Origin of the sequence: Pseudomonas orientalis (assembly GCF_001439815.1) — a bacterium.
GTDB classification, from domain to species: domain Bacteria; phylum Pseudomonadota; class Gammaproteobacteria; order Pseudomonadales; family Pseudomonadaceae; genus Aquipseudomonas; species Aquipseudomonas orientalis.
Genome location: NZ_JYLM01000010.1, coordinates 113,479 through 128,778, shown reverse-complemented (window position 1 = coordinate 128,778; position 15,300 = coordinate 113,479). Strand labels below are relative to the sequence as shown.

General features: G+C 63.1%; 16 protein-coding genes. 8 read left to right on the top strand and 8 right to left on the bottom strand.

Annotated elements, in window-relative coordinates:
• Positions 1 to 28: 28 nt before the first annotated feature.
• Positions 29 to 1,636, top strand: coding sequence for an alkaline phosphatase family protein (locus tag TU82_RS22190; protein ID WP_057725366.1), 1,608 nt, complete (start codon positions 29 to 31; stop codon positions 1,634 to 1,636).
• A 122-nt stretch (positions 1,637 to 1,758) separates the two neighbouring features.
• On the opposite strand, the gene TU82_RS22185 is transcribed toward TU82_RS22190, so the two are convergent.
• Entirely contained in the window at positions 1,759 to 2,664 is a 906-nt protein-coding gene (locus tag TU82_RS22185; protein ID WP_057725364.1) for a TauD/TfdA dioxygenase family protein, read from the bottom strand.
• 181 nt (positions 2,665 to 2,845) lie between these two features.
• Between TU82_RS22185 and TU82_RS22180 the strand changes: the two genes are divergently transcribed.
• Positions 2,846 to 3,766, top strand: a complete 921-nt coding sequence (locus TU82_RS22180; RefSeq protein ID WP_057725363.1) for a LysR family transcriptional regulator — start codon at positions 2,846 to 2,848, stop codon at positions 3,764 to 3,766.
• A 52-nt stretch (positions 3,767 to 3,818) separates the two neighbouring features.
• On the opposite strand, the gene TU82_RS22175 is transcribed toward TU82_RS22180, so the two are convergent.
• Complete coding sequence (locus TU82_RS22175; protein ID WP_057725361.1) at positions 3,819 to 4,820, bottom strand: ABC transporter substrate-binding protein; 1,002 nt, start codon at positions 4,818 to 4,820, stop codon at positions 3,819 to 3,821.
• A gap of 278 nt (positions 4,821 to 5,098) precedes the next feature.
• On the opposite strand from TU82_RS22175, the gene TU82_RS22170 reads away from it, so the two are divergent.
• Complete coding sequence (locus tag TU82_RS22170) at positions 5,099 to 6,673, top strand: ABC transporter permease (RefSeq protein WP_057725359.1); 1,575 nt, start codon at positions 5,099 to 5,101, stop codon at positions 6,671 to 6,673.
• Positions 6,670 to 7,485: an ABC transporter ATP-binding protein gene (locus TU82_RS22165; protein WP_057725358.1), complete on the top strand. Its 816-nt coding sequence runs from the start codon at positions 6,670 to 6,672 to the stop codon at positions 7,483 to 7,485. The genes TU82_RS22170 and TU82_RS22165 overlap by 4 nt, the downstream gene beginning before the upstream one ends.
• Here the strand turns inward: TU82_RS22165 and TU82_RS22160 are convergent.
• Positions 7,472 to 8,542: a fatty acid desaturase gene (locus TU82_RS22160; protein WP_057725357.1), complete on the bottom strand. Its 1,071-nt coding sequence runs from the start codon at positions 8,540 to 8,542 to the stop codon at positions 7,472 to 7,474. The genes TU82_RS22165 and TU82_RS22160 overlap by 14 nt on opposite strands.
• Before the next feature lie 101 nt (positions 8,543 to 8,643).
• Between TU82_RS22160 and TU82_RS22155 the strand changes: the two genes are divergently transcribed.
• Positions 8,644 to 9,648 (top strand): AraC family transcriptional regulator, encoded by a 1,005-nt coding sequence (locus TU82_RS22155; RefSeq protein ID WP_057725355.1) that lies wholly within the window; start codon positions 8,644 to 8,646, stop codon positions 9,646 to 9,648.
• A 133-nt stretch (positions 9,649 to 9,781) separates the two neighbouring features.
• On the opposite strand, the gene TU82_RS22150 is transcribed toward TU82_RS22155, so the two are convergent.
• The gene (locus TU82_RS22150) at positions 9,782 to 10,147 is read right to left on the bottom strand and encodes a response regulator (RefSeq protein WP_057725354.1); all 366 of its coding nucleotides are present in this window, start codon (positions 10,145 to 10,147) and stop codon (positions 9,782 to 9,784) included.
• A gap of 100 nt (positions 10,148 to 10,247) precedes the next feature.
• Between TU82_RS22150 and TU82_RS22145 the strand changes: the two genes are divergently transcribed.
• Positions 10,248 to 10,721 (top strand): GlcG/HbpS family heme-binding protein, encoded by a 474-nt coding sequence (locus tag TU82_RS22145; RefSeq protein WP_057725353.1) that lies wholly within the window; start codon positions 10,248 to 10,250, stop codon positions 10,719 to 10,721.
• A 27-nt stretch (positions 10,722 to 10,748) separates the two neighbouring features.
• Complete coding sequence (uraH, locus tag TU82_RS22140) at positions 10,749 to 11,159, top strand: hydroxyisourate hydrolase (RefSeq protein ID WP_057725352.1); 411 nt, start codon at positions 10,749 to 10,751, stop codon at positions 11,157 to 11,159.
• On the opposite strand, the gene TU82_RS22135 is transcribed toward uraH, so the two are convergent.
• Positions 11,154 to 11,840, bottom strand: a complete 687-nt coding sequence (locus tag TU82_RS22135) for a Crp/Fnr family transcriptional regulator (protein ID WP_057725351.1) — start codon at positions 11,838 to 11,840, stop codon at positions 11,154 to 11,156. The genes uraH and TU82_RS22135 overlap by 6 nt on opposite strands.
• Positions 11,841 to 11,923: 83 nt before the next feature.
• On the opposite strand from TU82_RS22135, the gene TU82_RS22130 reads away from it, so the two are divergent.
• The gene (locus tag TU82_RS22130) at positions 11,924 to 12,451 is read left to right on the top strand and encodes an Mpo1 family 2-hydroxy fatty acid dioxygenase (RefSeq protein ID WP_057725350.1); all 528 of its coding nucleotides are present in this window, start codon (positions 11,924 to 11,926) and stop codon (positions 12,449 to 12,451) included.
• A gap of 125 nt (positions 12,452 to 12,576) precedes the next feature.
• Here TU82_RS22130 and TU82_RS22125 read toward each other — a convergent pair whose 3' ends face one another.
• From TU82_RS22125 to cysT, 3 genes are read right to left on the bottom strand one after another with little or no spacing between them, the layout of a single operon-like run.
• A complete protein-coding gene (locus TU82_RS22125; protein ID WP_057725349.1) occupies positions 12,577 to 13,557 on the bottom strand; it encodes a sulfate/molybdate ABC transporter ATP-binding protein in 981 nt (326 codons plus the stop codon).
• Positions 13,558 to 13,560: 3 nt separating this feature from the next.
• The gene (gene cysW, locus TU82_RS22120) at positions 13,561 to 14,433 is read right to left on the bottom strand and encodes a sulfate ABC transporter permease subunit CysW (protein WP_057725348.1); all 873 of its coding nucleotides are present in this window, start codon (positions 14,431 to 14,433) and stop codon (positions 13,561 to 13,563) included.
• 13 nt (positions 14,434 to 14,446) lie between these two features.
• Positions 14,447 to 15,265, bottom strand: a complete 819-nt coding sequence (cysT, locus tag TU82_RS22115) for a sulfate ABC transporter permease subunit CysT (RefSeq protein ID WP_057725347.1) — start codon at positions 15,263 to 15,265, stop codon at positions 14,447 to 14,449.
• Positions 15,266 to 15,300 lie beyond the last annotated feature (35 nt).

The window sequence follows — 15,300 nt, the reverse complement described above, 5'->3', positions numbered from 1 at the left end:
GCTCCTGTCCTCCGACCGGTGAACCCCTATGTCTGAACCAAAACTCGTACGCAACGTGCTCTACATCATGTGCGACCAACTACGCCGCGATTACCTGTCGTGCTACGGCCACGCCCATTTGCACACGCCGAATATCGACCGTCTCGCCGCAGCCGGCGTGCGTTTCAGCCGTGCCTACACCCAGGGAACAATCTGTGGCCCATCGCGCATGTCGGCCTACACCGGGCGCTATGTCAGCAGCCATCAGGTGGCGTGGAATGCGGTGCCGCTGCCCCTGGAAGAGCTGACCATCGGCGACTACCTGCGCCCCCACGGCATCCGCACCGCATTGGCGGGCAAGACCCACGCCACGCCGAACCTGGACGCCCTGCAGCGCTTGAAAATCGACCCTGAAAGCGCCCAGGCGGAGCCGCTGAATGAAGTGGGCTTCGACACCTATTTTCGTCACGACGGTATCTACCCCGACAGCCCGCTGTTCGAGGACAAACGCGAGTCCGCGCCCTACACCCACTACCTGCGCGAGCAAGGCTACAGCGGCAGCAACCCGTGGCATGAATGGGCCAATGCCGCACAAGGGGAAAACGGCGAAGTGCTCAGCGGCTGGCATATGCGCAACGCCGGGTTGCCGGCGCGGGTTGCCGAGCAGCACTCGGAAACCGTCTACACCACCGACCGCGCCATCGACTTTATCCAGGAACAGGCCGAACAACCCTGGTGCCTGCATCTGTCCTACATCAAGCCGCACTGGCCCTACATCGCCCCGGCGCCGTACCACGCGCTGTATGGCGCCGAGCATATCCAGGCGCCGATTCAGCCGGCGCACAGCAGCGATCACCCGGTGTACCAGGCGTTTCGTCAACACCAGGAGAGCCTGAACTTCTCCCGCGACGAGGTGCGGCTCACGGTGATTCCGACCTACATGGGGCTGATCAAACAGATCGACGACCAGCTCGGGCGGCTGTTCGATTTCCTGCAGAGCAACGGGCGCTGGGATGACACGCTGATTGTGTTCACCAGCGACCACGGCGATTTCCTCGGCGATCACTTCCTCGGCGAAAAGGAATTCCTGCTGGAGCCCGCGGTGGGCATTCCCTTGATCGTGCGCGACCCGCGTGCCAGTGCCGATATCAGCCGCGGCTCGGTGGACGCGCGCCTGGTGGAGACCATCGACGCACTGCCGACCTTCCTCGACGCCCTGGGCCTGCCCGCTGCCGAGCACCGCCTGGAAGGCCGCTCGCTGATCCCGCTGCTGCGCGGTGAAGCGCCCCCTTGGCGTCACTATGCGATTGCCGAGTACGACTACGCTTTCCAGGCCCCCGCCCGCGAGCGCCTGGGCCAGCCGATCGACCGTTGCCGCATGACCATGGTGCGCAGCGAGCGCTGGAAATATCTGGCGTATGACGGCTTTCGCGCGCAGCTGTTCGACCTGCACAACGACCCGCAGGAAGTACACGACCTGGGCGCCGACCCGGCCTACGCCGAGGTGCGCGAGGTGCATTTGGGTTATCTGTTCGACTGGCTGCGCGGGTTGAAGCGGCGAACCACCATCAGCCACACCGAGATTGAAGTGCGCGGCCAGTGGTTTCGCTATGGTGAGCCGGAGGCGGAGAAGGTGGTGCAGATCGGCGTGTGGTAGACGATGCAAATCACTGTGGGAGGGGGCTTGCCCCCGATGGCGGTGTGTCAGCTACTGAAAGGTTGACTGACACTCAGCCATCGGGGGCAAGCCCCCTCCCACATTTTTATCTGCAACCTGGCTTAGAGACCTTTGGTGGTTTTGCTGGTTTGTCCCTGCACGCCCACTGGCACATCGCCCTTGAGCGTCACCCGGCGCACGATGCGCTCTTGGGTGCCATAGTCGTCCACCGCGTAATGCTGGGTGGCGCGGTTGTCCCAGATCGCCACGTCGCCACTGTTCCAGCGCCAGCGCACGGTGTTTTCCAGGCGGGTGACGTGGCTTTGCAACAGGTTGAACAGTTGCGTCGAGTCGGCCTGGGAATAGCCTTTGAGGCGCTTGACGAAGTGCCCCAGCAGCAGGGTTTTCTCGCCACTGACCGGGTGCACGCGCACCACCGGATGCTCGGTTTCGTACACCGTCGAGGTGAACACCTTGCGGTATTCCTCAAGCCTTTCCACCGCCACATCCGGCTTGAGCGCGGCGTAGTCGTACTCATTGCTGTGGATCGCCCAGAGGTTATCCGCCAGGGCGCGCAGTTCGACGCTGAGGTCGTTGTAGGCCGCCGAGGTGTTGGCCCACACGGTGTCGCCACCGGATGCCGGCGCCAGCACGGAGCGCAGGATCGAAGCTTTCGGATAGGCATCAACGAAGGTCACGTCGGTGTGCCAGGAGTTGGCGCGCTGGCCACGCGTGCCGTCCAGTTCCATCAGGAAACGCGTGCCGTCACGCACCGGCACGGTCGGGTGGGCAATCGGCTCGCCGAGCAGATGGGCAAAGGCCTCCTGGCTCTGGTCGTCGAGGTGGGACTGTTGGCGAAAGAAGATCACCTTGTACTGCACCAGCGCGTGCTGGATGGCGTCGACAGTGGCGGCATCGAGATGCCCCGACAGTTTGATGCCACGGATCTCGGCGCCGATGCGGCCGGCGACCGGATGAATGTCCAGCGCCTGGGCGATGGGTTGAACAGCTAGTGCGGCGTTGCTCATTGTGGTGACCCTCATGTGCCTGCGGATGGTGGAACGCTCGTCGGCAACGCTCTATTCATATGCTTTTTAGATCTAGCAAATGAACGAATGCTTCATTGACGGAATAAGAGCTTGCATTTAAAACCTCAGCTGCGTCGCTCGCAAATGCCTTCGACCTATTTTTCAAATGCCGGGAATGCATATGGATCTGCGTCAACTGCGCTACTTCATTGCCCTCAACGAACACCGCAGTTTCGTACGCGCGGCGGACGCCATGGGCATCACTCAACCGGCGTTCAGCCGCAGTATCCAGGGGCTGGAACAGGAGTTCGGCTGCGTGCTGGTCGACCGTGGCCACAAGGACCTGCGCCCCACACCCGAAGGCCAGGTGGTGTTGCAACACGCCCTGAGCCTGGTGCATGGCGCCGCCTTGCTGAGCAGTGAAGTCACGCGCATGACCAAGCTCGATGCCGGCGACCTGCGCTTCGGCTGCGGCCCGGCGCCGGCGGTGAAGCTGGTACCGGATGCGGTGGCGCGGTTTATCGGCGCGCACCCGAAAATCCGCACCAGTTTCCAAGTGGATAACTGGGAAAAACTCAGCCGCGCCTTGAGCCGCGAGGAGATCGAATTCTTCATTGCCGACATCCGTCAGTTCGAAGCCGACCCGAACTTCCAGACCCGTGCGCTGACCGCCAAGCGCGGCGTGTTTTTCTGCCGCCCGGGGCACCCGCTGCTGGCCAAGGACAGCCTGTCGACCAACGACATGTTCGACTACCCGCTGGCGGCGCCGCTGATCTCCCAGGGCATTCGCAAACTGCTGGCGAACCTGAGCGGGCGTATGGATTTTTCGCCGAGCATCCAGACCGAACACTTCCCGGCGCTGGTGAAAATCGTGCTGCAGTCCAACGCCATCGGCGTGGGCACCGAGGAAGCGTTCGCCGAAGACATCGCCAGCGGCGCGCTGGTACTGCTGCACTGGCGCAACCTGCCGCAGAACATGGAGACGATGAGTGCGCGGTGCGGGATTGTCAGCCGTACCGGGTCGCGGTTGTCGCCGGCGGCCAAAGCGATGATTGAGGTGTTGGTGGAGGTCGACAGGCAGGAGGTGAGTGTGGCGGTCTGAAGGCCTCATCGGGGGCAAGCCCCCGATAGCTATAGCCCAGGCACCACCGGACTCAAAGCCCCGCCGCCACCAACCCAGGCGCCACCCACTCACTCACCTGAAACGAGCGGCGAATCAATTTCTCCCTGGAAGCCAGATCCACCGCATCCTGCAATTTGCCCAGGAACACCGGATCCAATGTCGCCGGGAAAATCCGGCTGAGTTGCTGGTCCTGCAAATCCTTGGTCAGGATCACCGGCGGATAGCTGGCCAGCCCCGACACCAGTTCGATGTAAGCCTGCTTGTTGTTGTCATCGGTCAACCATTGCACCGCCTGCTGCTGGGCCTTGAGCAACGTGGCCACCGCGTCGGGATGCCCGTCGACAAACTCTTTGCTGCCCACCAGCACCGCCTGGATGCTGCCGGCGCCGCCGAGGTCCTTGGTGGTCAGGGCGATGTCGGCCAGCCCCTTGGCTTGCAGCGCCGTGAGGTTCGAGCCGCCCCAGGTCGCGTCGATCTGCTTGGCGGCCAACGCCGCACCGGCCGCGTTGAAATCCAGGTTGATGACTTTCAGGTCTTTTTCACTCAAGCCCTGACTGGCCAATGCGCTGTCAAATGACAACTGGCTGGCCGTGCCGCGAAACACCGCGACGCGCTTGCCCTTGAGGTCGTGCAGGGTCTTGATGCCCGAGCCCGGCACCACGCCCAGGTACTGCTTGATGTCCCGCGCCGTGGCGCTGAGCAAGCGGGTATCCAGGCCATTGGAACGGCCGATGATGGCCGCCAGGTCGCCGAGATAAGCGAGGTCCACCTGGCCATTGGCGAAGGCTTCGTTGATCACCGGGCCCGCGCCCTTGAAGTAATTCCACTGAATCGTGATGCCCTGGTCGGCAAAGGCTTTTTCGAAGATCTGCTGTTGGCGCAATACATCGGTAATGCCGCCACCGCTGTGTTGGCTTCCGGCGCTGAGGTCGGGCACGGCGATGCGGATCTCCTTGAGTTCGGCGGCGTGCACCAGACCCGCCAGTGCGGTACCGGCGAACAGCGTGATCAGACGTTTGAAAGGCAGTTTCATAAGGGCAGCTCCTGGTGGGCGGCGGTCGCCTGGGGAGCTGAAAGTAGGCACAGGCCGACAAAAACTTTAAATACTATAAATTCACACTTTAATAACCTTTTGGACTATATGAGGCAAACCCTAGGCTGCAGCGGACTATGCATAAACAGCATGGAAAATATTCTTCGAATGCATTGGATGCGTGCGGGGCACGGGCTTTAAATGACCTTTCTTATCTCACAATCATCTTGATTGCGTTTTTGTAAGATCGAAATCACATAACCAAAGGGAGGTCCTCGATGGCCCGAACCGCACGGTTGAGCCCGCCTCTGACAACGCCCACATTGCGCTGGCCGGCGCTCAGCCCCTGGCTGTTGCCGCTGACGCTGTTTGCCTGGTGGTGGCTGGCCAGCCGCAATCAGTGGATGAGCGAGCAAATCCTGCCGCCGCCTGCACTGGTGTGGAGCAGCGCGGTGGAACTGGCGGGCGGCGAGCTGTGGAGCCATCTCGCGATCAGTGTGCAGCGCCTGGTCTGGGGCTTGCTGGCGGGTATCGGCGCCGGCGCTTTGCTCGGCGCCTGGCTGGGCTTCAGCGCACGCGCCGAGCGCCTGGTGTTTCCTACCTTCAGCGCATTGGCGCAAGTGCCGACCCTGGCGTGGATTCCGTTGTTCATGGTGTTTTTCGGCATCGGCGAAACCCTGAAACTGGTGGTGCTGGTCAAAGCCATTGTGGTGCCTGTGACCCTGCATACGCTGGTCGGCGTGCGCGATGCGCAGCCACAGTTGCGTGAGGCGGCCCGCGTGCTGCGCCTGCCCACCCACCTGCTGATCCGCCGGCTGATCCTGCCTGCGGCACTGCCGGCGTTCATGGCCGGTGTGCGCCTGGCCCTCGCGGCCGGTTGGACGTCGCTGCTGGCGGTGGAGTTGCTGGCCTCCAGTGAAGGCATCGGCTACCTGATGGTGTGGGCACGCCAGTTGTTCATGCTCGATATTGTCTTTGTGTGCATCGTGGTCATCGGCGTGCTGGGCGTGGTGATGGACCGTGGCGTCGGCTGGCTGGATCGCAAATGGGTGCACTGGCCGCATCCGGCCACGGCGCACATCCGACGCGGCCCGCGTTACCAGGGTTGGCAGCGCCTGCAGCCGTGGCTGCTGCCGCTGGGGTTGCTGGCGTTGTGGCAGGTGGCGACGCAACACGGCTGGGTCGACGCAAATATCCTGGTGAGCCCATGGACGGTGCTGCAGACAACCGCCACGGGCGTCGTGGATGGCACGCTGTCGGGCGCGCTGGGCAAAAGCCTGGGGCGCACCCTGGGCGGCCTGGTACTGGGCGGCAGCCTGGGGTTTGCCATGGGTTTGTGGCTGGGCTTGTCACCGCGCAGCGAGCGGGTGCTCGGCCCTACCCTGGCGGCGTTGCGTCAGATCGCAATCTTCGCCTGGGTGCCGCTGCTCACGGCCTGGTTTGGCCTGGGGGAATTGGCCAAGTGGGTGTTCATTGGCCTGGCGGCGTTTTTCCCGCTGTTTATCGCCACCCAGCGCAGCGTGTTGACCCTGTCACCGCAACTGAGCGAAGCCGCGCAGGTGCTGCGCCTGAACCTGTTCCAACGGCTGCGCCGCCTGATACTGCCCGGCGCGGCGGCGGGCATTTTCGCCGGGCTGCGCCTGAGCCTGATCTACGCCTGGCTGGGCACCATCGGCGCGGAATATTTCATGCCGTCCAATGGCGGCATCGGCAGCCTGATGATCGGCGCCCAACAGCTGCTGCGCATGGATTTGATCATGAGCGGCATGCTGCTGGTCGGTCTCACCGGCGCGACCCTCAACCTTATCGGCCAACGCCTTGAAACCCGCGCCACCGGCTGGAGACACGCATGAACGCACCGATTGTCAGCTTCAACCATGTGGGCAAGTCCTTCGATGTGGATGACGTCGAACTGGAAGCTATCCGCGAATTCAACCTGGAGATCGCCGAGGGTGAATTTGTCGCGATTGTCGGTTCGAGCGGCTGCGGCAAGTCCACGCTTTTACGCTTGCTGGTGGGGCTGGATACGCAGTTTCGCGGGCAGATCCAGGTCGATGGCAAGCCCGTGAACGGCATCGGTGGCGAACGCGGCATCGTGTTCCAGGAACACCGCTTGTTCCCCTGGCTGACGGTGGCGCAGAACATCGGCCTGGGCCTGGTCAATGAGCCCTTGAGCGAGGCCGAGCGCAGCCGACGCATTGGCGAGTTTATCGAGCTGGTGGGCCTTACCGACTTCACCCGCGCCTATCCCCATCAACTCTCCGGCGGCATGGCGCAACGGGTGGCGATCGCCCGCGGCCTGGTAGCCAGCCCACGGATTCTGCTGCTGGACGAGCCCTTCGGCGCGCTGGATGCACTGACCCGCCAGCAGATGCAGGACGAACTGCTGGCGATTCGCGCCCGCGCCAGAATCACAACGGTGCTGGTGACCCACGATGTGGAGGAGGCGATTTTCCTCGCCGACCGTGTGGTGGTGATGGAGCCCCGACCGGGGCGGATCAAGCAGGTCGTCGAAATCGCCCTGCCCCATCCGCGCCAGCGCAGCAGTTTCGAGTTCCACCAACTGCGCGAAGAGCTGCTGCATGAACTGATCAGCGACGACCACTACCAGCCGCCGGTGCGCGAACAGATCCGCGACCTGCCGCTGGCGTTCATTGCTTGCTGAACGCGAGTTCGCTGTCCGGTTGCGCCTGGCGTTCAAACCGATTGGCCCGCGCAAAGGTACCCAGATCATTGAAACGCACGCCCATCTCGGCCATGACCTGGTGCGCCACCCTGGCGGTCATCTGGCGGATGTAGAACGGCTCCTTCACCACAAAATGGTGAATGCCGTGGGTGCTGCCGAAATTGAAACAGAACGCCTGCAACGGCCACATCCACCAGGGATTGAGCACCTGGGTCTGCTGGATCACATTGCCCGGCTCCACATCGCCGTAGTAGTGCATGTTGGAGCTGACGAAGTGCAGGCAAAACGTGCGCAGCACGTTGGGGCCGATGATCACCACCGCCGCGATGTCGATCACCTGCATCATTTGCAAGGTGCCGGCTGACCACTCGATGGGCATGCCCAGCAGGCCGGCGATGCCATTGGCGGCATGAAAGCCGAGAAAGACGTACCACGCGCCCCAATGCAGCAACGCCAGGGGGGCGTACACCAGCAACACGCGCTTGAGGATGCTGAACCGGTGCGGCCAGGTCCTGGCGCGCAACAGGCGGATCATGGCCGACATCATGTTGTCGCCCACCATCAGCAAGCGCGCGATGCCCCAGGGCTCGCCGTTGGTGATCGCACGCTCCTCCATATCGGCCTCGGTGCCGGAGACCTTGTGATGATTGAGGTGCAGGTGCCGGCGAATCCACGGGTTGATCGTGCTCGGCCGCGCCAGCCACACCAGGCCCATCATCAGGTTGTGGGGCACGCGCTGCTTGCGAAAGTACATGCTGTGGATCAGGTCGTGTTCCAGCTCATGGGTGAGTGAGGCAAAGAAGGCATTGAGCAGCAAGCACACCCACCAGGCCATATGGCCGGTGATGTAGAGCGTTGCCGAGCCCAGCATGCCGACCAGCGCGAACGCCAGGATGCCCGCGCCCAGCGCGTCCTGATGCAGCAGCCAGGGGTACCGCCGGCGCAGGCGCGCGCCCTCGGCCAGCACCACTTCACGGATATGCGCCGAGCGCTGTTGCGCGTTCATCTGCCGGGGGCTTGCACAAGTACGGTCCATGCTTCCATTCTCTTGTGGAGTGATGCCTGCATCCTGCACCCAACCCTGGCGCAGGCCGCTAGCCCCGCACGCCAACCTGTTGACCGCAAGCGCCAATCGCCATGACCGAACCCACCTCCCTCGCCAGTTGGACCCGCGCCCTGCGCAAGCAACTCGATGCCTTGGGCCTCGACAGCGCCGCGCTGTGCCTCGAGGCCGGCCTCGACCCGCTGCTGATGGACGACCCGAACGCGCGCTACCCGCTGTCGGCCACCACGCGCCTGTGGGCGCTGGCGGTGCAGGCCAGCGGCGATCCGGCGATTGGCTTGCGGGTGTCGCGATTCGTCAGTCCCACCACCTTTCATGCATTGGGTTACGCGCTGGTGGCCAGCGGCAGCCTGCGCGAAGTGTTCGAGCGCATCGTGCGCTATCACCAGGTGGTCAGTGATGCCTTGAGCCTTGAGTTGAGCCGTCATGGCGACGGCTACCGTTTTCGCCTGCTGCAACCCGACGGCAGCCCGGCGCCGGCGCCGGAAGCCATCGATGCGTTCGCGGCGATCTATGTGCGTACCTGCCGCAACCGCCTAGGGCGCGACTATGCACCGCTGGCGGTTTACCTGCGGCGCCCGGCACCGGTCGACCCCGCGCCCTGGCACAGGGTGTTTCGCGCGCCGGTGTTCTTTGGCGCCGAGGAAGACCGTCTGGAGTTCGCCGCCCACGACTTCGACAGCCACCTGGACGATGCCAACCCGGAGTTGGCCGAACACAATGAAACCGTGCTCAAGCGCACCCTGGCGCAACTGCAGCCGCTGACCTGGGAGCGCAAGGTGCGCGCCGCCATCGAGGCGCAACTGCCCGACGGCGAACCCGGTGCGGAGCGGATCGCCCAGGCGCTGCATCTGAGCTTGCGCAGCCTGCAGCGGCACCTGGCGGATGAAGGCTGTCGGTTTGATGCGCTGCTCAATGAATGCCGACAGAACCTGGCGCTGTTGCACCTGCGCGACCCGCAGTGTTCATTGGCCGAGATCAGTCATTTGCTGGGGTTTGCCGATACCAGCAGTTTCAACCGGGCGTTCAAGCGATGGACGGGGGTGACGCCGGGGCAGTTCAGGGAGGGGTTGCGGTAGTTAGATTTGCAGTGTTTGTGGTGGCCTCATCGGGGGCAAGCCCCCTCCCACATTTGAACTGTGAATACATTTAAGTGTGGGAGGGGGCTTGCCCCCGATAGCGGTCTTTGAGGCTCTGCAAATCCCGGATCAATCACCGCCCCCGATCACGCCGCAACAATTTTCTCACCCGCGCCACCAACACCTTGGCATCAAACGGCTTGAGCAAGTAATCATCCTCATGCAATTCCAGCCCACGCAGCCGATCTTCAATGCCATCAGGCGTGGTCAGGAACAGCACCGGCGTTTCTCCGCGCTGGCGAATCGCCTGCTGCAACTTCCAGGCATTCAGGCCCGGCAGCATCACATCCAGGATCACCAGGTCGTACTCGGTGCTTTCCACAAAGCGCTGCGCCGCCATGCCGTTGGCCGCCACTTCCACGCCGAAACCGGCTTCGCTCAGGCCCTGGGCCATGCGTTGCGCCAGTTGCGGCTGGTCTTCCACTAACAACACCTGCATGCCTTACCTCTGGGTTTGATTACAAACCTGTCATCAAATTGTGCGGCTTTTGACCACGTCCACTGGCTACCGTGACGGCCTGCCTTCTGGAGCCTTCACCATGTTTCGCACTGCCTTGTTCCTGAGCCTCGCTGTGGCGACTGCCGCCCAGGCCACACCCCAACTGCCACGCCACGCCGAGCTGGACCTGCGCACCGCGCGCCAATTGGCCGATGCCGGCCTGGCGCATTGCACCGCCGCGCTGACCGTGCTCGACCGGGGCGGCAACCTGTTGCTGAGCCTGCGCGCCGACGGCGTCGGCCCGCACAACAGCCTCGCCAGCCAGCGCAAGGCCTACACGGCGCTGTCGAGCAAAACCCCGACCCGGCTGTTCGCCGAGCGCGCACGCAACAACCCCGAAGCCGCCAACCTTAACAGCTTGCCCGAATTGCTGTTGCTCGGCGGTGGCGTTCCGCTGTTCGCCGACGCCGAGCTGGTTGGCGCGCTGGGCATCGCCGGTGCCGGCGGCGCCGCGCAGGACGAAGCCTGCGCGGTACAGGCCGCCGAGCAACTGGGCCTGAAAATCACCCCTTGATTCCACCTATGTCACAAGGACTTCTCGATGAAAACCCTCAGCATCACCCTCGCCGCCCTCAGCCTGAGCGGCCTGTGCACCCTGGCCATGGCCGCCGGCAACCCGCTCAGCGTGCATGTGCTCAACCTGGAAAACGGCCTGCCGAGCGCCGGCGTCAACGTCACCCTGGAAGAACACGTGGGCGATCAATGGCAATCGCTGTCCCAGGGCGTGACCAACCAGCAGGGGCGCATCGCCGAACTGTTTCCCGCTGATCGCAGCATGAAACCGGGCGAGTACCGCGTGGTGTTCAAGACCGGCGACTATTACAAGCAAGCCAACCGCGAAACCTTTTTCCCCGAAGTACCGGTGATTTTCCAGGTCAAGCAGGCCGATCAGCACTACCACATCCCGCTGCTGCTCAGCCCTTACGGCTTCTCCACCTATCGCGGTTCATAGTCCCGCAGCCAGGCGCAGGCCATTGAGGTCGAGAATCTCGATGGCGCCGTAGCTCAAGCCAAGAATGCCCTGTTGCTCCAGCGCCTTGAGCAGGCTGTTGGTGGTCTGGCGCGACAGGCCGAGCATCGCCGCCAGGTCCTCCTGGGGCAGTTGCAATACCCGGCGCGCTTGCGACCGCTCACCGTAGCCTTGAGCAATCATCAGCAGCCGATGGGCCAGGCGCGCCGACGCGGGCATCAGGCTCATCTGTTCGATATTGATCAATGACAGGCGCAGTTTGTGGCTCATCAACAGGGCCACATCTCGCCAATACGCCGGATGCCGCTCGAGCATGCCGAGCATCGCCGCCTGCGGCACCTGCACCAGCGTGCAAGGGCCCATGGCGAGGGCATCGTGGGTGCGCGGCAGGTTGTCGAACAGGCAGATCTCGCCGAACCAGTAAGGCGTCTCCACCAGGCTCAGCACCGCTTCCTTGCCCTGGGCATTCACCGCACTGATGCGCACCGCCCCTTCCAGTACCGCATACAGGCCACACGGCGGATCGCCGCGCTTGAACAGAAACTGCCCCGCCGTCAGCGTGCGCAACCGCGCCGCCGCCAGCAGGCTACGCTGCAAGTGTGCAGGCAGGTGGCCAAACCAGTGGCCGCTGGCCAAATGCGCGTGCCATGTGCCTGTGTCCATGGGAACTCCGAAGATTGTCGCCCAGTTGACAGTTAGGCGCCGACTGACAGGGCATGATCAAACATCCTACAGGAGGAACAACAATGAAAAGCCTCGTCGACCACCTCAGTCAATACGCCGCCTACCACCGCGACCCACGCAATATCGCCAGCCATTTCATCGGCATCCCCTTGATCGTAGTGGCGGTCGCCGTGCTGCTGTCACGCCCCGAATGGACGGTGGCCGCGCTGTGGATTTCCCCGGCGGTAGTGCTGGCGCTGTTTTCGGCGTGGTTTTACCTGCGTCTTGAACTGGCCCTGGGGGGGTTGATGACGCTGCTGATGGGCTTGTCGGTATGGGCCGGGCACGTGCTGGCGGCGCAGAGCACGACAGTGTGGTTGAGCAGCGGTATCGGAATGTTTGTGGTGGGCTGGGTGATTCAGTTTGTCGGGCATTACTACGAAGGCAGGAAGCCGGCCTTTGTGGATGACCTGTCGGGGCTGATTGTGGGGCCGTTGTTTGTGGTGGCGGAGCTGGCGTTTCTGCTGGGGATGCGCCAGGCATTGAAGCAGCAGATTGAGCAACGCTCAGGCCCGATGGCACGGCGCGATCTCAAGCCAAGTGGAATCTGAATGTGGGAGGGGGCTTGCCCCCGATGGCGGTGTGTCAGTGACAAATATTCTGACTGATCCACTGCTATCGGGGGCAAGCCCCCTCCCACATTGGCCCGGTTTTCACATGGGGTTCCGGGGTGTGCTCAGGCTTTTTGCCAGACCTTGGGTTTGAAGAACAGGGTTTCGCCACGGGTCAGGCCGGTCAGGCTGTCGTGGTCCTTCACCACTTCGGCTTCGATCAGCTCGGGCTGGCCTTCGACCTTGAGGGTCACGCGAGTCGTCGCACCCAGCGGCCGGATATCCCGCACCTCGGCCGCATGATGATCCTCCAGCTCATGCCGCGACAGCGACACTTCGTGCGGGCGGAACAGCAGGTGTTTGTCCTCGCCCAGATGCAAGCGGTTGGAGTCGCCCAGGAAGTGGTACACAAAGTCGCTGGCCGGGTTTTCGTAGACGTCGCCCGGTGAGCCGATCTGCTCGATCACGCCCTTGTTCATCACCACGATACGGTCGGCGACTTCCATGGCTTCTTCCTGGTCGTGGGTCACGAACACCGAGGTCAGGTTGATATCTTCATGCAGGCGCGCCAGCCAGCGGCGCAGTTCCTTGCGCACCTTGGCATCGAGGGCGCCGAAGGGTTCGTCCAGCAGCAGCACCTTGGGCTCCACCGCCAGGGCGCGGGCCAGGGCGATACGCTGGCGCTGGCCGCCGGAGAGTTGTTCCGGGTAGCGATCCGACAACCAGTCGAGCTGCACCATGTTCAGCAGCTCGTGAACCTTGCTTGCGATCTGGCTTTCGGTGGGGCGCTGGTTTTTCGGCTTCATGCGCAGGCCGAAAGCGACGTTGTCGAACACGGTCATATGACGGAACAGCGCGTAGTGCTGGAACACAAAGCCCACATTGCGATCACGCACATCGTGGCCGGAAACGTCCTCGCCGTGGAACACGATGCTGCCGGCGTCCGGGGTTTCGAGCCCTGCGATGATGCGCAGCAAGGTGGTCTTGCCGCAGCCGGACGGGCCGAGCAACGCCACCAGCTCGCCACTCTGGATATCCAGGTTGATGCTGTCCAGGGCCTTGAAGGCGTTGAAGTTCTTGCTGACATTACGGACTTCGATCGACATGACTTATTCCTCACCGGCGCTGTTGCGCAGGCGGTTGATTCGGTTCTCGCTCCACTGCTTGAGCAGCAGGATGAAGAGCGCCAGGATCAGCAACAGGCTGGCCACCGCGAAGGCGGCGACGTGGTTGTATTCGTTGTAGAGAATCTCGACATGCAGCGGCAGCGTGTTGGTGACGCCGCGAATATGCCCGGACACCACCGACACCGCGCCGAACTCACCCATGGCCCGCGCCGTACAGAGCACCACGCCGTAGATCAGGCCCCACTTGATGTTCGGCACGGTGACATGCCAGAACATCTGCCAGCCGTTGGCACCGAGCAGGCGCGCGGCTTCTTCTTCCTGGGTGCCCTGCTCCTGCATCAGCGGGATCAGCTCACGGGCCACGAACGGCACGGTGACGAAGATGGTCGCCAGCACGATGCCGGGCAAGGCGAACACAATCTGGATGTCATGGTCCTGCAACCAGGGGCCGAAGAAACCCTGGGCGCCGAACATCAGCACGTAGACCAGGCCAGCGATCACCGGGGACACCGAGAACGGCAGGTCGATCAGCGTCACCAGGATGCTTTTGCCACGGAATGAATATTTGCTCACGCACCACGCGGCGCTGACGCCAAACACCAGGTTGAGCGGCACCGAGATCACCACGGCGATCACCGTGAGTTTCAGCGCCGACAGCGCATCCGGTTCAAGGATCGCGGTGAAGAACGCGCCGAGGCCGTTCTTCAGGCCCTGGGACACCACGATCAACAGCGGCAGCAGCAGGAACAGGGCGAACACCAGCCAGCCGAGGCCGATCAGGATACGTCGCGAGGCCGCGCTGCCACGCCGGGCGGCGTTGGCCGAGGACGCAGCGGAAATAGACGATTGGGACATGTTCCGCGCCTCCTTATGGACGTTCGATGCGCCGCTGCAACAAGTTGATCAGCAGCAGCAGGACAAAGGAAACCACCAGCATCAGCACACCGATAGAGGTGGCGCCGCGGTAGTCGTACTGGTCGAGCTTGACCATGATCAGCAACGGCAGGATCTCGGTTTTCATCGGCATGTTGCCGGCGATGAAAATCACCGAGCCGTACTCACCGACGCCACGGGCGAAGGCCAGGGCGAAACCGGTCAACCAGGCCGGCAGCAACGCAGGCACCAGGATGTGGCGGAACACTTGCAATGGCTTGGCGCCCAGACACGCGGCGGCTTCTTCGACTTCCCGGGGGATGTCGGCGAGTACCGGCTGCACCGTGCGCACCACGAACGGCAGGGTCACGAAGGTCAGCGCCAGGGTGATACCCAGCGGCGTATAGGCGATCTTGAAGCCCAGGTCGGCGGCGAACTGGCCCACCAGCCCGTTGGGCGCATACAGCGCAGTCAGCGCGATACCGGCCACGGCGGTGGGCAAGGCGAACGGCAGGTCGATCATCGCATCGATGATCTTGCGTCCGGGGAAGGTGTAGCGCACCAGCACCCAGGCCAGCAGGGTGCCGATCACGCCGTTGATCAGCGCGGCGTACAACGCGGTGCTGAAGCTCAGTTTCAACGCCGCCAGCACGCGCGGTGCGGAGATGATGGCCCAGAACTGATCCCAGGTGAGTTGAGCGGCGTGTACGAACATCGCCGCCAGGGGGATGAGTACGATCAGGCTGAGGTACACCACGGTGTAGCCCAGCGTCAGCCCGAAGCCGGGTATGACGGGGGAAATACGACGCGACATAAGAGTCCTTGGTTAAAGGGTAGAAACCACTGTAG